General features: G+C 68.3%; 20 protein-coding genes. 12 read left to right on the top strand and 8 right to left on the bottom strand.

Going from position 1 to position 19,444, the window contains the following annotated elements; translation table 11 throughout:
• Positions 1 to 4 precede the first annotated feature (4 nt).
• Genes TS85_RS12165 through TS85_RS12145 form a run of 5 tightly spaced genes read left to right on the top strand, consistent with a single transcriptional unit; the run spans position 5 to position 6,604 of the window.
• Positions 5 to 847 (top strand): XrtA system polysaccharide deacetylase, encoded by an 843-nt coding sequence (locus tag TS85_RS12165; protein ID WP_044332467.1) that lies wholly within the window; start codon positions 5 to 7, stop codon positions 845 to 847.
• A complete protein-coding gene (locus TS85_RS12160; protein ID WP_044332466.1) occupies positions 844 to 1,917 on the top strand; it encodes a FemAB family XrtA/PEP-CTERM system-associated protein in 1,074 nt (357 codons plus the stop codon). Before TS85_RS12165 ends, TS85_RS12160 begins: the two co-directional genes overlap by 4 nt.
• Complete coding sequence (locus tag TS85_RS12155) at positions 1,917 to 3,170, top strand: TIGR03087 family PEP-CTERM/XrtA system glycosyltransferase (protein ID WP_044332464.1); 1,254 nt, start codon at positions 1,917 to 1,919, stop codon at positions 3,168 to 3,170. Before TS85_RS12160 ends, TS85_RS12155 begins: the two co-directional genes overlap by 1 nt.
• On the top strand, positions 3,167 to 4,711 hold the full coding sequence (gene xrtA, locus TS85_RS12150) for an exosortase A (RefSeq protein ID WP_077228583.1): 1,545 nt from the start codon (positions 3,167 to 3,169) through the stop codon (positions 4,709 to 4,711). The genes TS85_RS12155 and xrtA overlap by 4 nt, the downstream gene beginning before the upstream one ends.
• Positions 4,712 to 6,604 (top strand): XrtA/PEP-CTERM system amidotransferase, encoded by a 1,893-nt coding sequence (locus tag TS85_RS12145; RefSeq protein ID WP_044332462.1) that lies wholly within the window; start codon positions 4,712 to 4,714, stop codon positions 6,602 to 6,604.
• 170 nt (positions 6,605 to 6,774) lie between these two features.
• On the opposite strand, the gene TS85_RS12140 is transcribed toward TS85_RS12145, so the two are convergent.
• Positions 6,775 to 7,989, bottom strand: coding sequence for a penicillin-binding protein activator (locus TS85_RS12140; protein ID WP_052507879.1), 1,215 nt, complete (start codon positions 7,987 to 7,989; stop codon positions 6,775 to 6,777).
• A gap of 11 nt (positions 7,990 to 8,000) precedes the next feature.
• Between TS85_RS12140 and rsmI the strand changes: the two genes are divergently transcribed.
• The gene (gene rsmI, locus TS85_RS12135; protein WP_044332459.1) at positions 8,001 to 8,837 is read left to right on the top strand and encodes a 16S rRNA (cytidine(1402)-2'-O)-methyltransferase; all 837 of its coding nucleotides are present in this window, start codon (positions 8,001 to 8,003) and stop codon (positions 8,835 to 8,837) included.
• Positions 8,838 to 9,123: 286 nt separating this feature from the next.
• Here the strand turns inward: rsmI and TS85_RS12130 are convergent, their stop codons facing one another.
• Positions 9,124 to 9,315, bottom strand: coding sequence for a hypothetical protein (locus TS85_RS12130; RefSeq protein ID WP_044332457.1), 192 nt, complete (start codon positions 9,313 to 9,315; stop codon positions 9,124 to 9,126).
• A gap of 100 nt (positions 9,316 to 9,415) precedes the next feature.
• Here TS85_RS12130 and TS85_RS12125 point away from each other — a divergent pair, with 100 nt between their 5' ends.
• From TS85_RS12125 to TS85_RS12115, 3 genes are read left to right on the top strand one after another with little or no spacing between them, the layout of a single operon-like run.
• Complete coding sequence (locus TS85_RS12125; RefSeq protein WP_044332455.1) at positions 9,416 to 9,778, top strand: YraN family protein; 363 nt, start codon at positions 9,416 to 9,418, stop codon at positions 9,776 to 9,778.
• Positions 9,779 to 9,821: 43 nt separating this feature from the next.
• Positions 9,822 to 10,778 carry a glutathione synthase gene (gene gshB / locus TS85_RS12120; RefSeq protein ID WP_044332453.1) on the top strand — a complete coding sequence of 319 codons (957 nt, stop codon included), beginning with the start codon at positions 9,822 to 9,824 and terminating at the stop codon, positions 10,776 to 10,778.
• Between the two features lie 10 nt (positions 10,779 to 10,788).
• Entirely contained in the window at positions 10,789 to 11,379 is a 591-nt protein-coding gene (locus TS85_RS12115) for a DedA family protein (RefSeq protein WP_044332452.1), read from the top strand.
• On the opposite strand, the gene TS85_RS12110 is transcribed toward TS85_RS12115, so the two are convergent.
• From TS85_RS12110 to TS85_RS12090, 5 genes are all read right to left on the bottom strand, one after another.
• A complete protein-coding gene (locus tag TS85_RS12110) occupies positions 11,380 to 12,273 on the bottom strand; it encodes a tyrosine recombinase XerC (RefSeq protein WP_044332451.1) in 894 nt (297 codons plus the stop codon).
• Positions 12,274 to 12,326: 53 nt separating this feature from the next.
• Positions 12,327 to 12,761, bottom strand: a complete 435-nt coding sequence (locus TS85_RS12105; protein ID WP_044332450.1) for an MAPEG family protein — start codon at positions 12,759 to 12,761, stop codon at positions 12,327 to 12,329.
• Between the two features lie 71 nt (positions 12,762 to 12,832).
• Positions 12,833 to 13,705, bottom strand: coding sequence for an alpha/beta hydrolase family protein (locus TS85_RS12100; protein WP_052507878.1), 873 nt, complete (start codon positions 13,703 to 13,705; stop codon positions 12,833 to 12,835).
• A gap of 13 nt (positions 13,706 to 13,718) precedes the next feature.
• On the bottom strand, positions 13,719 to 14,630 hold the full coding sequence (locus TS85_RS12095) for an alpha/beta hydrolase (RefSeq protein WP_044332449.1): 912 nt from the start codon (positions 14,628 to 14,630) through the stop codon (positions 13,719 to 13,721).
• Positions 14,627 to 15,034, bottom strand: a complete 408-nt coding sequence (locus TS85_RS12090; RefSeq protein WP_044332447.1) for a winged helix-turn-helix transcriptional regulator — start codon at positions 15,032 to 15,034, stop codon at positions 14,627 to 14,629. The genes TS85_RS12095 and TS85_RS12090 overlap by 4 nt, the downstream gene beginning before the upstream one ends.
• A gap of 98 nt (positions 15,035 to 15,132) precedes the next feature.
• Between TS85_RS12090 and TS85_RS12085 the strand changes: the two genes are divergently transcribed.
• The 3 genes from TS85_RS12085 (at position 15,133) to TS85_RS12075 (ending at position 18,137) form a co-directional block, all read left to right on the top strand.
• Positions 15,133 to 15,897: an SDR family oxidoreductase gene (locus tag TS85_RS12085; RefSeq protein ID WP_044332444.1), complete on the top strand. Its 765-nt coding sequence runs from the start codon at positions 15,133 to 15,135 to the stop codon at positions 15,895 to 15,897.
• Positions 15,898 to 16,044: 147 nt separating this feature from the next.
• Complete coding sequence (locus TS85_RS12080) at positions 16,045 to 17,151, top strand: hypothetical protein (RefSeq protein ID WP_044332442.1); 1,107 nt, start codon at positions 16,045 to 16,047, stop codon at positions 17,149 to 17,151.
• Positions 17,152 to 17,162: 11 nt separating this feature from the next.
• Positions 17,163 to 18,137, top strand: coding sequence for a radical SAM protein (locus tag TS85_RS12075; RefSeq protein ID WP_044332439.1), 975 nt, complete (start codon positions 17,163 to 17,165; stop codon positions 18,135 to 18,137).
• Between the two features lie 162 nt (positions 18,138 to 18,299).
• On the opposite strand, the gene TS85_RS12070 is transcribed toward TS85_RS12075, so the two are convergent.
• Entirely contained in the window at positions 18,300 to 19,355 is a 1,056-nt protein-coding gene (locus TS85_RS12070) for a 1,9-bis(guanidino)-5-aza-nonane synthase (RefSeq protein WP_044332437.1), read from the bottom strand.
• Between the last annotated feature and the right edge of the window lie 89 nt (positions 19,356 to 19,444).

Below are 19,444 nucleotides of genomic sequence, written 5' to 3'. Positions count from 1 at the left end.
CCCGATGGTGCTCAACGCGCTCTCGGTCGATGTCGAGGACTGGTTCCAGGTCGGTGCGTTCGAGCATAGTATCCGGCGCACCGACTGGGACGGGCTGGAGCATCGCGTCGAGGCCAATACCGACAAGGTGCTGGCGCTGTTCGACCGGGCGGGGGTGAAGGCGACGTTCTTCACGCTGGGCTGGGTCGCCGAGCGTTACCCCGCGCTGATCCGGCGGATCGCCGAGGCCGGGCACGAAGTCGCCAGCCATGGCTGGGACCATCAGCGGGTGTTCACGATGGGGCCCGAGCAGTTTCGCGCCGATCTGGCGGCGGCGCGCACCGCGCTGGAGGACGCCAGCGGCACGCGCGTCATCGGCTATCGCGCGCCGAGCTTCTCGATCGATCGCCGCACGCCCTGGGCGCACGCGATCCTGGCCGAGGCGGGGTATTCCTATTCCTCCAGCGTCGCGCCGGTGCGGCATGACCATTATGGCTGGCCCGATGCGCCGCGCCGCGCCTATCGCCCGGTCGAGGGCGCCGCGCTGATCGAGATGCCGATCACGCTGGCCGAGATATTCGGGCGGCAGGTGACGACCGGCGGCGGGTTTTTCCGGCTGTTGCCCGGCGCAGTGACCGCGCGGGCGGTGCGCGCCGCTAACCGTGAAGGCGCGCCGGCGATCTTCTATTTCCACCCCTGGGAGATCGATCCCGAGCAGCCGCGGGTGACTGCGGCGCCGCTCAAATCGCGGCTGCGGCATTATGCCCGGCTGGGGGCGATGGCGGGCAAGGTCGAGCGGCTGATCGCCGCGCACGACTGGGGGCGGATGGACGCCGTCGTCGCGCAGGCGGCGGCGCGGCTGCCATGACCGCACCGATGCGCAGCCGCGCGCTGACGCTGCGCGTCGCCGATCTGGGCGATTCGATCGAGCGTGGGCGGATCGGCGGCTATGTCCACGAGCATCCGCTGGGCACGCCGTTCCATCTGGCAAACTGGAGCGTCGCGGTTGCGCGCGGGTGCCGCCAGCGGAGCCATTATCTGCTGGTCGAGCGTGGCAATGGCGAGATTGCGGGGGCGTTGCCGCTGACCGAGATGCATTCGCCGCTGTTCGGGCGGGCGCTCGTCTCCGCCGGGTTCGGCGTCGGCGGCGGGATATTGGCGGATAGCCCGGCGATCGCGGAGCAGCTGGCAGAGGCGGCGCTGGCGCTTGCTGCGCGGCTGAGCTGCGGCACGATCGAGCTGCGCGGCGGTGCGGCGCCGGGCGCGGGGTGGGACGCCGACGCCAGCCGTTATCTGGGGTTCGTCCGCCCGCTTGCCGCCGATGACGAGGCCGAGCTGCTCGCGATCCCGCGCAAGCAGCGCGCCGAGGTCCGCCGCGCGCTGGGCAACGGGCTGGCCATCCACACCGGCTGTCACGCCGACGACCTGCGCGCGCACTATGCGGTCTATGCCGAATCGGTCCGGAACCTGGGCACACCGGTCTTCCCGCCGGCGCTGTTCGCCGAGGTGTGTTCGGAGTTTGGCAATTCGGCGGACGTACTTATAGTGCGGTGCAGCGGGGTGGCGGTGGCAAGCGTCCTAAGTCTCTATTGGAAGGGCATGGTCTATCCCTATTGGGGGGGAGGCACCGCCGCCGCGCGCGCGCTGCGCGCGAACGACGCGATGTATTTCGCACTGATGCGCCACGCCCGCGAACGCGGGTGCAACCGGTTCGATTTCGGGCGGTCCAAGGCCGGGACCGGCGCCGCGGCGTTCAAGAAGAATTGGGGGTTCGAGGCGCAGCCGCTGACCTATTTCACGCGCACCACCGACGGTTCGGCGCCGCGATCGATCAACCCGCTCGACCCGAAGTTCAGCCTCCAGGTGCGCGCGTGGAAGCGGATGCCGCTATGGCTCGCCAGCCGCGTGGGGCCGTGGATTTCGCGGGGGCTGGGCTGATGGGGGACATATTGTTCCTTGCGCACCGCGTGCCCTATCCCCCCGATCGCGGCGACAAGATCCGCGGGTTCCACATCCTCAAATATCTGTCGACGAAGAAGCGCGTCCACCTGATCGCGTTCGCCGACGATCCCAAGGACATGAAGCACAAGGGCGGGCTGGCGCGCTATACCGGCAATCGTTCGATCGTGTGGCGGTCCAAGTCGCGGCTGATGGCGGCGGTGCATGCGCTGTCCTCGCACCGCCCGGTGTCGCTGACGGCGTTCGACAACGAGGCGCTGCGCGAGGCGGTCGAGAACATCCTCGCGCGGCACCGGATCGACACGATCTTCGTCTTTTCCAGCCAGATGGCGCAATATCTGCCGCCGCGCCCGCGCCAGCGCGTGATCATGGATTTCGTCGACATGGATTCGGCGAAGTTCGCCGCCTATGCCAAGAGCAGCAAGGGGCCGATGGCGTGGATGTTCGCGCGCGAGGCGCGGTTGCTGATGCAGCATGAAAAGGCCATCGCGGCGCGCGCCGATGCCAATCTGTTCGTCAGCCAGGCCGAAGTCGACCTGTTCCGCGCGCGCACTGGCGCCGACCGGCTGCATGTGATCGAGAACGGCATCGACACCGAGTTCTTCGATCCCGCCGCGACCTTCAAGCGGATCGACGCGATGGGATCGCTGATCGTGTTCACCGGGCAGATGGACTATCGCCCCAATGTCGAAGGCGTGACCTGGTTCGCCGAGACGATCCTGCCGCATATCCGGCTGGTCCATCCCGACGCGCGGTTCATGATCGTCGGGCGCAACCCTATCGAGGCGGTGCGCGCGCTGGCCAGGCTGCCCGGAGTGATGGTGACCGGCGAAGTCGCCGATGTGCGCGGCTGGCTGGCGGCGGCGGCGGTGGTCGTGGCGCCGCTCAAGCTGGCGCGCGGCATCCAGAACAAGGTGCTGGAGGGGATGGCGATGGCGCGGCCCGTGGTCGCGTCCGCCGCGGCGGCGGAGGGGATCGACCATGGCGGCACGATCCGCGTCGGATCGACCGTGGGCGAGATTGCCGAGGCGATAACCGATTTGCTCGCCAGCCCACGCCACGCCGCCGAACTGGGCGAGAGCGCGCGACGGCAGGTGATCGAGCGGTATAGCTGGGCGGCGCGGCTGGCCCCGCTCGACGAGGTGCTCGGGCTGCCGTTGCGCCCCGCCAAGGAGTCGCTGGTCGCGCGCGCCGCCGATGTGGCGAAGCCGCCGCGCAAGACTGCGGCATGACCGCTGCATTGTCGGGTTCGGTGCCGGCGGACGGGCTGGAGCCCGTGCGTACGCGCTTCGACGCAGCGTGGAAGCGCCATGCCGCGTTGCTCGCCGCCGCCTGGGCAGCGCTGCTGCTGCTGTTTCGCGGCGACACCGCCGATCTGGCGACAATCTATTGGACCAACACCACCTTCGGGCATTGCCTGTTCATCGCGCCGGTGATCGGGTGGCTGGTGTGGCAGCGGCGGCGCGAGCTGGCGCAGGTCGCGCCGCAGGGATGGTGGCCGGGACTCGCGTTGGTCGCGGCGGGCGGCTTTGGCTGGGTGCTGGGCGACGCGGCGGGGGTGGCGCTGTTCCGCCATGCCGGGCTGGTGCTGATGCTGCAGGGTGCGGCGGTGGCCGTGCTTGGGCCGAACGTGGCGCGGGCGCTGCTGTTCCCGCTGGCCTATATGGCGTTCCTCGTGCCGTTCGGCGATTTCCTCGAGGCGCCGCTCCAGACGATCACAAGCCACATGGTGATGCCCCTGCTCCATCTGTTCGGGGTCCCCGCCGAGATGGACGGGGTGCTGATCACGACCCCCAATGGCTTTTTCGAGATTGCCGAGGCGTGTTCGGGCGCGAAGTTCGTGATCGCGATGATCGCGTTCGGGGTGCTCGTCGCCAATGTATGTTATGTCTCCTGGCGGCGGCGCGCGGCGTTTCTGGTCGCGGCGCTGGTGGTGCCGGTGATCGCCAACGGGCTGCGCGCGTTCGGGACGATCTATGCCGCGTGGTGGACCTCGGTCGAGCGGGCGACGGGGATGGACCATATCGTCTATGGCTGGGTGTTCTTCGCGCTGGTGATGGCGGCGGTGCTGGCGATCGGGTGGAAAGGGTTTGACCGCGATCCCGATGCGCGCTGGTTCGATCCCGCCACGCTGCAATCGCCGCCCCTGCGCCAGATCGACGCACCGCTCGCCGCGCTGCTGGTGCCGCTGATCGCCAGCCTGTTCCTCGGCTGGAGCAGCCTGATCGCCGCGCGGGCAGCGCCGCTGCCGCCCCGGATCGATCTGCCGCAGGTGGCGGGGTGGCAGCGCGTGGCGATGAGCAGCGTCGCGCCCTGGTCGCCCAATTTCCCCGGCGCCGACCATTTCCTGATCGGACGCTATGCCGATGCGCAGGGGCGGGCAGTCGACCTGGCGATCGCAGTCTATGGCAGCCAGCACGAGGGCAAGGAGCTGGTCGGCTTCGGTATCGGGGCGATCCGCGAGAATGATCGATGGGTGCGGATCGAGGACCTGCCGCCGGTCGCGGGCGGGCATGCGCTGCGCATGGTTGGTCCCGCGCGGGTGGAACGGCAGACGGTGAGCTGGTACCGGGTCGGCGAAACGCTGACCGGGAGCGACAAACGCGTGAAACTGGCGACCCTCAAGACCAAGCTGCTGGGCGGCAACCAGGCTGCCGTCGCGGTGCTGCTGTCGGCGGAGCAGGACGGCGATGCCGGGGGCGCGATCCGCGATTTCCTGGCGGCGATCGGCCCGGTCGACGCGCTGGCCGACCGCATGGCGGGCACCCGCTAGGTGTGCGGCATCGCGGGGCTCTATTACCCCGCCACGCCCAAGCCGGTCGAGCCGCACCGCATCGTCCAGATGACCGACGCGATCGCGCATCGCGGGCCGGACGGCGCGGGGGTGTGGACCGCGCCCGGGGTCGGGCTCGGCCATAGGCGGCTGGCGATCATCGACCTGGAGGGCGGGGTGCAGCCGATGGCGACTCCCGATCAGGGCGTCGTCGTGGTGTTCAACGGCGAAATCTATAATTTCCGCGAGGTCCGCGCCGAGCTGGAGGCGCTGGGCGCGCGGTTCGCGACCGACAGCGATACCGAAGTGCTGCTCCATGGCTGGCGCGCCTGGGGGCCGGGGATGCTGTCGCGGCTCAACGGGATGTTCGCCTTTGCGCTGTACGACGAGACTGCGCGCAGCCTGTTCCTGGCGCGCGACCGGTTCGGGGTGAAGCCGCTCCATTATGCCGAGCTGTCGGACGGCGCAGTGGCGTTCGCGTCCGAGCTGAAGGGGCTGATGGCGCACCCGCTGTTCCGCCGCACCCCCGATTTCCGCGCGGTCGAGGATTATCTGGGGCTGGGCTATGTCCCCGACGACGCCTCGCTGCTGGCGGGGGTGAAGAAGCTGCCCGCCGGGCATTTCCTGCTGCTGCGGCGCGGCCATCCGGTGCCCGAGCCGGCGCGGTGGTGGGACATCGACTTTTCGAAGCGCGCGGCGGGCAAGCCGAAGGATTTGCAGGCCGAGCTGGTCGAGCATCTGCGCGTCGCAGTGCGGTCGCGGATGGTGGCGGACGTGCCGCTGGGAGCGTTCCTGTCGGGCGGGGTGGATAGCAGCGCCGTCGTCGCGCTGATGGCCGAGGCGAGCAAGGCGGCGGTCAAGACCTGCACGATCGGGTTCGACGACGCTGGCCATGACGAGACCGCGCACGCGCAGGTGGTGGCGACGCGCTTCGCCACTGCGCACAGCGTCCGGCGGGTTGCGGCGGAGGACTTCGCGCTGATCGACACGCTGGTCGCGGCGTTCGACGAACCCTTTGCCGATGCCTCGGCGCTGCCGACCTATCGCGTGTGCGAGCTGGCGCGCGAGAGCGTGACCGTGGCGCTGTCGGGCGATGGCGCGGACGAGGCGTTTGCGGGGTATCGCCGATACAAGTTCTTCGCTGCCGAGGAGCGGGTGCGCGGGCTGTTGCCGGAGGGATTTCGCCGCTCGGTGTTCGGCACGCTGGGGCGCTATTACCCCAAGGCCGATTGGGCGCCGCGCCCGTTCCGCGCGAAGACGACTTTGCTCGCGCTCGCCGAGAATGGCGAGTTCGCCTATCCCAAGGCAGTCGGGGTCACCGGCCCGGACCTGCGCCAGCGGCTGTACAGCAGCGAGGCGCGGCGCGTGCTGGGCGGGCACCGCGCCGAGCAGCGCTATGTCGATGCGATGCGCACCGCCCCGGCGCGTGACGCGCTGGATCGCGCGCAATATGCCGACATCCAGCATTGGCTGCCCGGCGACATCCTGACCAAGGTCGATCGCACCAGCATGGCGGTGGGGCTGGAGGCGCGCGAGCCATTGCTCGACCATCGGCTGGTCGAGTTCGCCGCGACGCTGCCGCCCGCGCTGCGCATCCATGGCGGCGAGGGCAAGTGGCTGGTGAAAAAGGCGCTGGAGCCCTGGCTGCCCAAGGAGATCCTCTATCGCCCGAAAATGGGGTTCGTGACGCCGGTGAGCGCGTGGTTCCGCGCCGCGCTGGCCGGGGAAGCGGCGGCGCTGGGGCGGTCTAAGCTGCTGGCGTCGACGGGGTGGTTCGACCTGGGCGTTGTCGAGCGGCTGGCGGCGGACCACAAGGCGGGGAAGGCCGAGCATGGCCGGACCTTGTGGCAGATGCTGATGCTGGAGCGGAGCCTGGCGCGGCTGTTCGGATAGGCCGCAGGTCTAGCCTTTTCCAGTCATTCCGCCGAACCACCATTACCGTTCGCCCTGAGCTTGTCGAAGCCTGTCCAGAGCGACGCCGCAGGCGGCGTCGATGGGGGGAGTGAGACTCACTGTGCTTCGACAGGCTCAGCACGAACGGGGTTAGGTATCGGCATCCTGCCTCAGTTCCCCGCGAAATTCGCCGGGGCGGGGGAGACCGTCACGACGGTGCCGCCCTTGACCTCCTGCACCTCCAGCGCGCGTTCGGCGATGCCGTCGCGGCCGAAGCGGAAGGCGCCGTCGAGCCCGGCGAAACCGTCGCGGTCGGTCAGGCGGGCGGCGGGGAATTCTTCGCCGGGGCGCCAGTCGCGGGCGATCCGCACCGTCAGCAGAACGGCGTCATAGCCCAGGGTCGACAGGCGATAGGGCGCGGCGCCGAAGCGGGCGCGGTATTTTACGGCATATTGGCGGTAGTAATTGTCGGGCACGCTGGCGAACCAGGCGCCGTTGAGCACCGCTTTCGCGCCCAGCCCCGAATCGGTGTTCCACAATTCGGTGCCGAGCAGCCGCGCGCCCTTGCCGCTGGCCGAGCGGCGGACGAGCGGGACTGCGGTCACGGCGCTTTCGGCGCTGCCCGCGATCAGGATCGCCTGATAGGGCGAGCGCCCCAGCTTGGCGATTGCGGCGGTCAGCGAGCCGGGGCGCCCGTCGAACGTCTCGAGCGTCAGCACCTTGCCGCCCGCTTCCTCGACCGCGCGCAGGAACGGAGTCGAGGCGCGCTCGCCATAGACGCCCGCGGGCATCAGCCCGACGAAATCGGTGATCCCGCTGCGCGCGGCGTAATTGACTACGCGCTCGATCGACTGGGCAGGCGAATAGCCGAGGACGAAGGTGCCGCCGCCCGCCGCGGTCACGTCGTTCGAGAAGCTGAGGACCGGCACCCGCGAGCGCTTCGCGATCGGGGCGACGTCGCGTGCTTCCTCGGCGAGCAGCGGCCCGAGGATCAGCCGGTTGCCCTCGGCAATCGCCTGCTGCGCCGCCGCCGCCGCGCCACCGGGGGCGCCGGTGTCATAGGTGGTGATGCGGATCGCATCGCTCTTGGTATCGAGGATCGCGAGCTGCGTGGCGTTCTGGAGCGAGCGGCCGACCCCGGCGTTGGGGCCGGTGAGCGGCACCAGCAGCGCGATGCGGTGGCGCTGGACATCCTGGGGCAGGCCCGGCGAGATCGGGCGCACCGGCGGACGCGCCGCGGGACGCGTGTCCGGCGCGGGGCGTTGCGATTCGGGGATTACGCGCGGGCCGCTGGCGCACGCCGCCAGGAAAAGCGTCGCTCCGAGGACGGCGGAACGGACTATGTTTTTCAGTCCCCGTTGCCGTTGCACTGCACCGTCTGCCATGACTCTCCCCGATGACCAATATTCTCGCGCCCGGCCTCTATATCGTCGCCACCCCGATCGGCAATCTCGGTGATCTGAGCCCGCGCGCTTCGCAAATACTGCTGAGCGCCGATATTGTTGCGGTTGAGGACTCGCGTGTGACAGCCGGGCTGTTCCGCCACCTGGGGGCGAAGGGGCGGATGACGCCCTATCATGACCATAATGCCGATGCCGTGCGCCCCGGGCTGATCGCGCGGATGGCGAGCGAGGCGGTGGCTTTGGTGTCCGATGCGGGGACGCCGCTGATTTCCGATCCGGGGTTCAAGCTGGTGCGCGATGCGCGGGCGGCGGGGCACACCGTGACGACGATCCCCGGCCCGTGCGCCGCCGTCGCCGCGCTGACGCTGGCGGGGTTGCCGACCGATCGGTTCTTTTTCCTCGGCTTCCTGCCGTCGAAGCTCCACGCCCGCGCCGAGGCGATTGCGGAGGTCGCGGCGATCCGCGCGACGCTGATCCTGTATGAGTCCGGCCCCCGGCTGGGCGCGGCGCTGGCGGCGCTGGCCGAGGGGCTGGGCGACCGTGAGGCGGCGGTGGCGCGCGAGATCACCAAGAAGTTCGAGGAATGCGTGACCGGCACGCTGACCGAGCTTGCCGCGCGCTATGCCGATGCGCCGCCCAGGGGCGAGATCGTTATCATCGTAGCCCCGCCGGGCGAGGCCGCGCCCGCGACGGCGGAGGACGGCGATACCGCGCTGGCCGAGGCGCTGACCCGATTGCCCCCGGCCAAGGCGGCGGGAGAGGTCGCGAAGAAGCTGGGGCTGGACCGCAAGGCGCTTTATGCGCGCGCGATGGCGATGAAGGCGGAGTAGCGGCGGGCGAACGTGGCGAACGTTGCCCAGACCAGGCCTGGCGCGGATCGACATTTAGGGGTGGGGCTGAAAATCTCACCCTGAGGGAAGGGGTGTTGAATATGAATTGGACGTTGCTTCCTTTACTTCCCGTCACCCTGAACTCGTTTCAGGGTCCAACGCGCCACAAGCGAGTGCAGTGCGTGGGGCGCGGTGGATGCTGAAACAAGTTCAGCATGACGAAGTAATATTGAGCGCTTTCGTCCAAATGCGGTGGCGCTGCCCCTACCGCTGAATGTTGGCCTGGCTAGGCGAATTCCTGAACCGTCTCGCTATCCAGGCGGTGGGTTTCATCCGCACCCGTCAGCTCGGACAGCCGCCGCAGGAAGCTTTCGGCCATGGCGGTACGGCGCTGCATCGCCGGCGCGGTCACGGCGCGCCGCGCTGCTGCCAGTTCCTGTGCGGCTCGCCGCCGATAATAACGTTCGTTCGATTCCATCGAAAATGCCCCAGCCCCCTGGCAGCAACAAAACAGCCGACTCGTAAAGCTCGGCACCGCCATGCTAACCATAGTTATCCACAGGCGCGAGTAGGGCTTTATGCGTAAATCAGCAGACCGCCGCGCTGCGGAAACGCGTGGCCGCGATGGGGAGCGGCGGGCAGCGTGGTGGTTGTGGCTGAATGGCTGGAAAATCCTCGACCGGCGGGTCCGCACCCCTGCGGGCGAAGTCGATCTGGTGGTGCGGCGCGGCACGATCGTCGCGTTTGTCGAGGTCAAGACACGGGCGTCGGCGCGCGCGCTCGACTTTGCGATCGATGAGCGGCGGCTCGCGCGGGTGGCTGCTGCCGCCGAAGTTTTGATGCCGACCTATGCCGGGCCGGGCGACGATATCCGGGTCGACGTGATCCTCATTGCCCCGGGCACGCCGCCTCGCCATATCGAGAACGCCTGGATGGGGTGACTTACTCGAATAAGTCACCTAAGGGCATTTCTCAGGAGGCCGAATGTCGCTCAACGTCGCCGTGCAGATGGACCCGCTCGACCAGATCAACATAGCGGGCGATTCGAGCTTTGCGCTGATGCTCGCCGCACAGGCGCGCGGGCACCGGCTGTTCCATTATGCGCCCGAGGACCTGAACTATAGCGCGGGCCGTGTCTGGGCGCGCGCGCATCCGGTCACGGTGCGGCGTGAGGCGGGCAATCATTTCGACTTTGCGGCGCCGGTCAGCCTCGATCTGGGTGAAGAGGCCGATGTCGTGCTGATGCGGCAGGACCCGCCCTTCGACCTCGGCTATATCACCGCGACGCATCTGCTGGAGCGGATCGCCGACCGTACTTTGGTCGTCAACGACCCCGCCAGCGTCCGCAACGCGCCGGAGAAAATCTTCGTCCTCGATTATCCGCAGTTCATGCCCCCGACGCTCGTCACCCGCAGCATCGACGAGGCGCGCGCGTTCCTGGCGCAGCATGGCGAGATCGTGGTCAAGCCGCTCCACGGCAATGGCGGCAAGGCGATCTTCAAGGTCGGCAGCGACGGCGCCAACCTGTCGTCGCTGATCGAGGTGTTCAACACCGCCTATCGCGAGCCGCATATGGTGCAGGCGTTCCTCCCCTCGGTCGCGCAGGGCGACAAGCGGATCGTGCTGATCGACGGCGAAGTCGGCGGCGCGATCAACCGCATTCCCGGCGAAGGCGAGATCCGGTCGAACCTCGCGGTGGGCGGATCGGCGGCCAAGACCGAGCTGACCGCGCGCGAGGCAGAGATTTGCGCGGTGCTCGGACCGGAATTGAAGCGGCGCGGGCTCCTTTTCGTGGGGATCGACGTTATCGGCGGTGAATGGCTGACGGAGATCAATGTGACTTCCCCCACCGGCATCGTCGCAATCGATGCATTCAATGGCACCGACACCGCCGCCCGCATCTGGGACGCGATCGAGGCCCGTATCGCCGCGCGCGCCTGATCGTCGCGGCATGATCGATTGGCTCGACTGGGGCTATTGGGGGATTTTCCTCCTGATGGTGCTCGAAAACGTCATTCCCCCGGTGCCGTCCGAGGCGATCATGGGGATCGCCGGGATCGCCGTCGCACAGGGCAAGATGGACTTTGCGTTGCTCGTGCTGGTCGGCACGCTGGGGTGCGTGGTCGGCAATTTGTTCTGGTGGGAAGTCGGGCGGCGGATGGGCTATCACCGGCTCAAGCCCGCTGTTGATCGCTGGGGCCGGTGGCTGACGATCGAGTGGGAGGATATCGAGCGGCTGCGGCGCTATTTCGATCGCTGGGGCGGGGTGACGGTGCTGGTGTTCCGCTTCATGCCGATCGGGCGCACGGTCATCTCGATTCCGGCCGGGCTGATGCACATGCCGCTGTGGCGTTTCATCACCTATACCGCGCTGGGCAGCGCGCTGTGGAACTTCATCCTCGTGGCGGTCGGATATTATCTGGGCACGACGTTCGAGACGATCGAGCATTGGATCGCGCCGCTGGTGATCGGGTTCGTGGTGCTGGCAGTGGCGGGCTATATCTGGCGCATCCTGACCTGGAAACCGCGCAACCAGCGGTGATCAGGCGCGCGGGTGCGCGTTGCGATAGACGTCGAGCAGATGCGCGGCATCGACCGCGGTATAGATCTGCGTCGAGCTGAGGCTGGCATGGCCGAGTAACTCCTGGAGCGCGCGCAGATCGGCGCCGCGCCCGAGCAGATGCGTCGCGAAACTGTGGCGGAGCGCGTGCGGCGTCGTCCGGTCGGACAGCCCCAGCGCAGTGCGGGCCGCGCGCACTGCCTTGCGGATCGCGCCCGGTGGCATCGGCCCACCCTTCGCCCCGCGGAACAGCGGCGCATCGCGCGCCACGCCCCAGGGGCTGGCGGAGACATAGGCTTCGATCGCGGCGCGGACCTGCGGCAGCAGCGGCACGTTGCGGGTCTTGTCGCGCTTCCCGGTGACGCGCAGCGTGTCGCCGAGCGGCAGCACCGCGCCGGTCAGCCCCGCAGCCTCTCCGATGCGGAGCCCGGCACCGTAGAGCAGCAGCAGAACCGCCCAGTCGCGCGCGGCGATCCAGGGCTCGCTGGCCTCCTCCGCCACGGTCTCCGCCAGCGCGACGGCCTCGGCGGGGGAGATTGGGCGCGGCACGCCCCGTTTGACGCGGGGGCCGCGCAGCCGGGGCAGTTCCGCGGCATCGCCCGCGGCGAACTTCAGGAAGCCGCGCACCGCCGACAGCTCGCGCGCCGCCGAAGCATTCCCCAGCCCTTCGTTCCGGCGATGCGCAAGGAAGGCGCGCAGATCCGCGGTGGAGATCGCCGCCAGCGTCGCGGGGGTGGCGGGCGCGCCCCAATGCGCCTGGAGGAAGGCGACCAGCCGCACCGCGGTCGCTTCATAGGCGCGCACGGTATGCGCCGAACGCCGCCGGTCGCGCGCGAGATGTTGGGCATAGAGCAGCGGCAGCGCGGGTTCGGTCATGCGGCCTTGTAGCACCCGCGGGGTCGGGGGACAGCGCCGCGTGTCCGACCCTGCTAGGCGTGGTGCAGCAAGGTGAGCCCCGCGTGCAGCGTCAGCGCCATCAGCGCGAAGGTGGAGAGCACGAACAGTGGGAAGCGCACTGCAACCCGGTTGAAGGTCGCCTGGCAGAGGCTGTGCGCGATCCGCAGCGCGACATAGGCCCAGGCGATCCACGCATTGATGCCGTTTCCGGCGCCGAGCAGCGCCAGCGTCAGGGCAATGGCGTAGAACAGCGTCGGCTGCTCCATCAGGTGGATGTAATTATGCGCGGGCCATTGGGCGCGTTCGTCGAGCATCGTGTCGAGGATGCCGGGGCGACCGCCGCGGGCCTTGGACATGTCGATCCCGGCCTTTTTGAGCGCGGGCAAGCGGATCGCCATCATCCAGAGCAGCATGACCAGCGACCAGGCGACGAGCGCCACTACCGGAGCCAGTATTGCGCTGTGCATCGTCGTTCCTCCCCAGTTTCGGAGAGCCTGCGGCGATCGGTGCGCAAACGCAACGGGTTTCGCGGCTGCGCTTAGCGGGGCAGGGCCTGGCGCACGATGAAGTCGATCACGTCGCGGCCCTGTGGCGTAGCGGGGGCGATGACGTTGAAATGGTCGCCGCCGCCGGGCGTGAGCACCGTCACGGCGTCCCCCGCCGCGCGCGCCGCCGCTACATAGCGTTCGATCAGGGCGCCGCGGTCACCGACTATCATAAACTGCGGTACGCCCAGCGGCAGATGGTCCTGCGGCGTCGCAAAGGCATAGGCCTCGGGTCGCTCGGCGGGGGTGCCGCCCATGAAGCGGACGATCACCGGCTGTCCGCAACGCTCGGCATCGGGGCCGATCAGCGGGGCGAGCGCGCCCGGTCCGTCGATCGCGACGACCGAGCGCGGGATCAGCGGATCGGCGCCCACCGCACCCCCCAGCCGGGGCCGCGACGCCGCCCAGAGCGCAAGGTGCGCGCCCGATGCGTGGCCGACGAGGACCATGCGCTTGAGGTCGAGCGGCTGGGTGTCGGCGAGCGTGCGGAGATGGTCGATCCCGGCGGCGATGTCGTCGAAGCTGCCCGGATAGCCGCCCCCGGCATCGCCCAGCCGGCGATATTCGAGGTTCCACGTCGCGATCCCGCGGGCGGTGAGCGCATCGGCGAGCGCTGCGGTGCCGCTGGCATTCCCCATCGTCGACAGCCAGCAGCGGCCATGGATCACCACCGCGACGGGGAAGGGGCCCTTGCCCGCGGGGAGGCGCAACTCGCCATGCTGGAGCGAGTCGGGGCCATAGCGCGCGACCAGCGCGGGGGCGGAGACGGTCTTTCGCGCCTCGCCCGGTGCGCGATCGGATGCGCCCTGCGCCAGCGCGGGCGCGGCGACTGAGAGCGCGAGCAGGCAGAGCAGGGGCTTGAGCATCGCGGGCGTTCCTTCAGCGAGTTGCGGTCCAGCGCGCGAAGACATCGAGCCAGTTCCGTCCGGGCGCGTCGACGGGAAGCTGCGCCGCGCCGAAGCCGTGCCCGCCGCGCTCGATCAGATGCGCCTCGACCGGCACCTGCGCCCGGCGGCAGGCATCGATCATCGCGAGGCTCTGCGTCACCGGCACCGTGCCGTCGTCCATCGCATGGAGCAGGAACACGGGCGGCGTGGCCGCGGTCACGCGCGCCAGCGGGGTGTGGCGGGCGATGATCGCGGGATCGCGATGCTCGCCCAGCAGCCCGCTTGCCGAGCGGCTGTTGGGGCCTGCCGTGGCGAAATCGACGACGGGATACACCAGCCCGGCATAAAAGGGGCGGGCGGGGAGCGCGTCGGCAGCATCGACGGGATCGTAGACGCGATCGTCATGCGCCACTGCAAGATCCGCCCCGAGGTGCCCGCCCGACGAGAAGCCAAGGATGCCGAGCCGCGCCGGATCGATCGCCCAGGTCGCCGCGCGGGCGCGGATCAGCCGCATCGCGCGCTGGGCATCCTGCAACGGCACGTCCCAGCGCCGCGCCCAGCCTTCGCCCGGCAACCGGTAGTTGAGCACGAACACCGTAATCCCGAGCGGGTTGAGCGCCGCCGCGACATCGCTCCCCTCATTGCCGACCGAGACAAAGCCATAGCCGCCGCCGGGGATCGACAGAACCGCGCGACCATCGGGGCGGGTGGCGCGGTATACGCCGACGATCGGCGCGCGCGCAGTGGCAGGGGCCGTCGCGCCGCCGGGGGGCGTGCCCGGCCAGAGCGCGAACTGCTCGGCGGGGGGCCATGCCGCAGCGCGGGCGGCGAGGGGTATCATCGCGGCCCCGATCGCGCCGCCCAGCAATGTTCGGCGATCGAGCGGGAGCGTTTCGGGAGTCATTCGGGCGTGTTCCTGGTGGTGCGGGCGTCGAACGCAACGCGCGCGGTGTCGATCCGCTCCAGATTGTCCTTCGCCCAATGCCACACGCCGCAAAACGCCTCGCCCAGCGTGAACCCCAGATCGGTCAGCCGATATTCGACGCGGGGCGGAATCACCGGATGAATGGTGCGGATGACCAGCCCGTCGCGCTCCATCTGGCGCAGCGTCTGGGTCAGCATTTTCTGGCTGATCCCTTCGACTTCGCGGCCGATCCGGGTGAAGCGCATCTCGCCCTGTTCGGCGAGCAGGTCGAGGATCAGCATCGTCCACTTGTCGGCGATGCGCCCGATGACTTCGGTCACCAGCGCGTCGACGCGCGGATCGGGTTCGGTCGGCCAGGGCGGGTGGGGGGTCTGGGTCGCCATCACTCTCTTTCGGGTGCGTATAAATCTTTCCGGTGCCTTCTTACGCCAGGAGACCGTCGGATTAAATCGTCGCCATCATCAAACCGACGGAGACGCGTATGAAGACCAAGGGCAACACCATCCTGATCACCGGCGGCGGATCGGGGATCGGCGCGGCGCTCGCGCAGCGCTGGCACGATGCGGGGAACAGCGTGATCGTCGCGGGGCGGCGGATCGAGGCGCTGGAGGCGGCGTGCGCGGGGCGGCAGAATATGCATGCGATGACGCTCGACGTGGAAAGCGCGAGCGGCGTGGCGGATTTTGCCGCGCGGCTGCTGGACGCGCATCCGGGGCTGAATGTGCTGGTCAACAACGCGGGGATCATGCGCTTCGAGCCGCTGGATACGAAGCGCGACCTGGGCGATGCCGAGGCGATCATCACCACCAATTTGCTCGGGCCGATCCGGCTGACCGACGCGCTGGTCGATCATCTGGTGGCGACCGCCGATGCGGCGATCGTCAATGTCACCTCGGGGCTGGCGTTCGTGCCGCTGGTGGTGACGCCGACCTATAACGCGACCAAGGCGGCGATGCACAGCTACACCATCGCGCTGCGGACCGCGCTGGAAGGGCGCGTCGAAGTGATCGAGCTTGCGCCGCCTGCGGTGCAGACCGAACTCACGCCGGGGCAGAGCCAGCGCGAGGGATACCAGCCGCTCGATTCCTTCGCGGATGAGGTGCTGGGGCTGTTTGGCCAGTCGCCGACGCCGGGCGAGGTTCTGGTCGAGGGGGTCAAGTTCCTGCGCAATGCCGAGCGCGAGGGGCGGTTCGACGAGACATTGGGGCAGTTGAATGCGTTTGCGAAGGCAACGCGGGAGGGCTGAGCACAGGTTCGCTGCGGATCCTTGGATCGCCAAAACCCGGCAAGGCCCCGCGCTTTGCCGGGTCGGCGCCATAATGGTCAGAGCCAGGGCACGGTGCGCTGGCAAAACCCTGGCGCTTGCTGCGCCATGGTCCAGCGAGAAAAACCTATGCGCGAGAACACCTTATTCCCGCTAGCGGGTCCTGTCGATCTGGCCGAAGCGATCGCGTTGGCGCAGGAGGTGCTTCAGGCGGAAGGTATCGGGGCGGTGGGCACCGTGCTTGCCCCGTTCGAGTCCTGCACGCCCGAGCAGATTGCGCAGATCACGCCGCTTCTCGCGCGCTGTGTCGGCACGTTGCTGTCTGCGTTTCGTGCCGATGCGCGATCGACTGCGGCCTATGCGGCCCTCGCCACTCTGCCTCGCGAACTCGCCGCAGTGATGTTCGATCTGACGCTGGAGGGCGCCTTTGGCGACGGACCCCGCGACGTGAGCGTGATCAACGAAATCGGGCTGTTGTCGCTGCTCGGGCTGCTTTCTGCGGCGGGCAGCCATGAACAGGCAGCGTTGCTGCTCAGCCAGGCGCGCACGATCGGGACCAGCCCGGCGCTGGATCATGCCGCCTGGGTGGCGCGGTGCCGCTGGGCGGGCTGTGTGCCGGCAATGGGCGCGCATCTTGCGCCTGCCGTGCTGGGATTTGCGGATGCCGATGCGGCGGTCGCCGGCATCGACGCCGCTCCGCTCGACATCTCCGCCCACCGCGCCCGGCTCCGTTTCGCGCTCGACGCCGGCGACATCGCGGCGGCGGGCAGAGCGGCGGGCGCTGCATTGTCCCTGCCATCGTCCGATGGCGACAAGAGCGATCTGGCACCCGATCTGGCGCTGCTGGTCGCCGTTCATGCGGCGCGGGGCACATTGGGAGCCCTGCGCACCGATCGGATGCGGTGGGCATTTGCGGCTGCACCCGGCGTTACTGCGGCGGCGGCCGATGCCCTCGCGGCGCGGACGATCGAGGGCAGTCTGCCGTTTCTGGACCCGGCGGAGGCCGATGCTGCGGTGGCGTATTTGCGGAGCCTTGGCGCCCCTGCCGCCGCGCGCGCCGTCACCGGATATCCGATGCGCGGCGGCAAGCCGCATGTCGACATCGTGTGGCTGGAGATCACCAATCACTGCAACCAGAAATGCACCTTCTGCCCCGACATGTTCCGCGAGGACGCGCGCACCTGGCTGCCGCTCCCGCAGATCAAGGACCTGATCGACCAACTGCGGACACGCTGAATGTCGGATCAATGCAGCTCAATGCCTATGGCGAGCCGCTGCTGCACCCGAACATCGCCGAAATCCTTGCCTATATCCGCGAGCGCAAGCTGCCATTCCCCACCTTCTTCACGACGCATGGCATGACGCTGGTCGACAAGAAGCTGAAACAGCTTTCGAACAACTATCCTTCGGGTATCGCCATATCGCTGCACAATGACAGCCAGGAATCCTATGAGGCCACCCGCAGCCACAAGATCGGTGATTACGAAACGCTGGTGACGCGGGTGTCGGCGCTGTTACACCAGATGGTAAACGAGCGTGCGCCCTCGCATCTTCGGCTGTATCAGATGGTCTCGAACGGCGCCGAGGACCAGCGGGTCGATGCCGTCACCCGCCGGGCCTTTCCCGACCGGCCCGAACGGATGCTCGCCCATATCCGCAAATGGGAGGCCATTGCCGCGACCATCGCGGCAAGCGCCCCGCCCGAGGCCTGCGCGCAATCGCACCGCAACAGCGATGCAGCCATATTCGCCGCCTTTGCCGAATCGGTGCAGGGGGACAGCACGCCCATGCCCATTCTCACCTGGCGCGACACCATGGGCGTTACCCAGATGGCATTCATGTCGGCGCGTCCGGTCGGCACCTATGCCAATCTTCTGCTCGAATATGATCCGCGCTGGGCGGTCGAGCGCAAGCTGGTGACGAGCCAGAGCTGTGGGTTCACCGCCGCACCTTCGCTCGCGGTCTTCGCGACCGGGCGGCTAGGCATATGCTGCCTCGACCTCAACGGCACGGCGACCTTTGGTTCGCTGGCCGATTTCGGCGGCAACCTGCACGATGCACTGACCAGTCCGCAGGCGCTGCAAATGTTCGCCCAGCTTTCCAACGGGATCGCCACCAGCCGTGGCTGCCAGATCTGTCTGGGCGGATCTGAGCGACTCTGCGCGAGCAAGGCATTGCCGGGGCCGACGCGCCCGGCAGGGCATTTCCGCGACGGGATCTGACGCGCGCCCTTCGACACAACAAAACGGCCGGGGATTGCTCCTCGGCCGTTTCGTTTTTCCGGATAGGCCGTCGCGGGAGTTAATCCCGCGACGTCGGACGCGGCGTTGCCGCGCCGGCCGGCCTTCGCCGTCTCAGGGCGAGCGTGGCTCGCCCTGTGCGGCTCAGGCGAAGAGCTTCGCCCAGCCGCGCTTGGCACGGTCCTTCCAGTGGCCGCGATGATAGGCGTCGGATGCCAGCAGCGGCATCACCGAGCCGGCTTCGGCGAACACCATCTGCTCGATGCCGGTGTTGACCTTGCCCCAGCTCGCCGCTTCCTGGAGCGTCGAGGACGAGCAGGCGCCGTCGCGGACGTCGGCGACGGTGATCTGGACCGCGTACTTGTGCACTTCGACATCGTCATGGCCGAGGATTTCGGCGCAGACGACGGTGTCCTGGATGAAGTTCTTCGGTACGCCGCCGCCGATCATCAGCAGGCCGGTGGTGCCCGCCTTGATCTTGATGTCGGTCAGTTCGCGGAAGTCGGCGATCGCGTCGAGCACCATGTACGGCTTGCCGGCCTTCACCGAATCGACCTGGTGCTTGACGAGCCCGAAACCCGCCGAGCTGTCGACGAATGCCGGGCAGAAGATCGGCACGTCATGCTCATAGGCGAGCTTGACCAGGCTGTTGTCCTTCTTGCCGTGCTCGACCAGATATTTGCCCATTTCGCGGATGAATGCGCGGCTCGAATAAGCCTTGGGCTCCAGCGTCTCGGCGATCTCGAAGATCGTGTGGTCGACGTGCTGAAGCTCTTCCTCGTCGATGTACGTGTCATAGATGCGGTCGATCAGCAGCGAGCGCAGCGTGTCGTCATCGGGCACTTCGAGCGCCTGATAATGTTTGTGGCCGAGCCCTTCGAAGAAATCCATGTCGACGATGGTCGCGCCGGTGGCGACGACGACGTCGACCATGTTGTTGCGGATCAGCTCCGCATACAGGTCCATGCAGCCGCCCGCCGAGGTCGAGCCGGCGATGACCAGCACGACCGTGCAGTCCTTGTCGGCCAGCATGTCGTTATAGATCTTGGTCGCGCGGCCGAGGTCGCGGCTGGTGAAGCTCATGTCGCTCATCGCATCGACGATCGGGCGCGCGTCGAAGCTGGTGATGTCGATATGCTTGACCTGCTTCGAGAGCAGCTCCGCCTTGCGGGTGTCATTGGGTACGAGAGTGTCGGTCATGGGGTTCCCCATCTTCACTTAGCCGCCGTCATTCGATTGGGGACGCGGAAACCCGTATAACGCCGTCATCCCGGCGAAGGCCGGGACCT

This window comes from Sphingomonas hengshuiensis (genome assembly GCF_000935025.1).
In the GTDB taxonomy this organism is placed as follows: Bacteria; Pseudomonadota; Alphaproteobacteria; order Sphingomonadales; family Sphingomonadaceae; genus Sphingomonas; species Sphingomonas hengshuiensis.
The sequence above is the reverse complement of the archived record's forward strand: the minus strand, read 5'-3'. Positions and strand labels throughout refer to the sequence as shown.

Excerpts from the sequence above, each read along its gene's own strand:
- TS85_RS12165 (WP_044332467.1), top strand. The coding sequence starts at position 5 with ATGGTGCTCAACGCGCTCTCGGTCGATGTCGAGGACTGGTTCCAGGTC.
- TS85_RS12160 (WP_044332466.1), top strand. The coding sequence starts at position 844 with ATGACCGCACCGATGCGCAGCCGCGCGCTGACGCTGCGCGTCGCCGAT.
- TS85_RS12155 (WP_044332464.1), top strand. The coding sequence starts at position 1,917 with ATGGGGGACATATTGTTCCTTGCGCACCGCGTGCCCTATCCCCCCGAT.
- xrtA (WP_077228583.1), top strand. The coding sequence starts at position 3,167 with ATGACCGCTGCATTGTCGGGTTCGGTGCCGGCGGACGGGCTGGAGCCC.
- TS85_RS12140 (WP_052507879.1), bottom strand. The coding sequence starts at position 7,989 with ATGGCAGACGGTGCAGTGCAACGGCAACGGGGACTGAAAAACATAGTC.
- rsmI (WP_044332459.1), top strand. The coding sequence starts at position 8,001 with ATGACCAATATTCTCGCGCCCGGCCTCTATATCGTCGCCACCCCGATC.
- TS85_RS12130 (WP_044332457.1), bottom strand. The coding sequence starts at position 9,315 with ATGGAATCGAACGAACGTTATTATCGGCGGCGAGCCGCACAGGAACTG.
- TS85_RS12125 (WP_044332455.1), top strand. The coding sequence starts at position 9,416 with ATGCGTAAATCAGCAGACCGCCGCGCTGCGGAAACGCGTGGCCGCGAT.
- gshB (WP_044332453.1), top strand. The coding sequence starts at position 9,822 with ATGTCGCTCAACGTCGCCGTGCAGATGGACCCGCTCGACCAGATCAAC.
- TS85_RS12115 (WP_044332452.1), top strand. The coding sequence starts at position 10,789 with ATGATCGATTGGCTCGACTGGGGCTATTGGGGGATTTTCCTCCTGATG.
- TS85_RS12110 (WP_044332451.1), bottom strand. The coding sequence starts at position 12,273 with ATGACCGAACCCGCGCTGCCGCTGCTCTATGCCCAACATCTCGCGCGC.
- TS85_RS12105 (WP_044332450.1), bottom strand. The coding sequence starts at position 12,761 with ATGCACAGCGCAATACTGGCTCCGGTAGTGGCGCTCGTCGCCTGGTCG.
- TS85_RS12100 (WP_052507878.1), bottom strand. The coding sequence starts at position 13,705 with ATGCTCAAGCCCCTGCTCTGCCTGCTCGCGCTCTCAGTCGCCGCGCCC.
- TS85_RS12095 (WP_044332449.1), bottom strand. The coding sequence starts at position 14,630 with ATGACTCCCGAAACGCTCCCGCTCGATCGCCGAACATTGCTGGGCGGC.
- TS85_RS12090 (WP_044332447.1), bottom strand. The coding sequence starts at position 15,034 with ATGGCGACCCAGACCCCCCACCCGCCCTGGCCGACCGAACCCGATCCG.
- TS85_RS12085 (WP_044332444.1), top strand. The coding sequence starts at position 15,133 with ATGAAGACCAAGGGCAACACCATCCTGATCACCGGCGGCGGATCGGGG.
- TS85_RS12080 (WP_044332442.1), top strand. The coding sequence starts at position 16,045 with ATGCGCGAGAACACCTTATTCCCGCTAGCGGGTCCTGTCGATCTGGCC.
- TS85_RS12075 (WP_044332439.1), top strand. The coding sequence starts at position 17,163 with ATGCAGCTCAATGCCTATGGCGAGCCGCTGCTGCACCCGAACATCGCC.
- TS85_RS12070 (WP_044332437.1), bottom strand. The coding sequence starts at position 19,355 with ATGACCGACACTCTCGTACCCAATGACACCCGCAAGGCGGAGCTGCTC.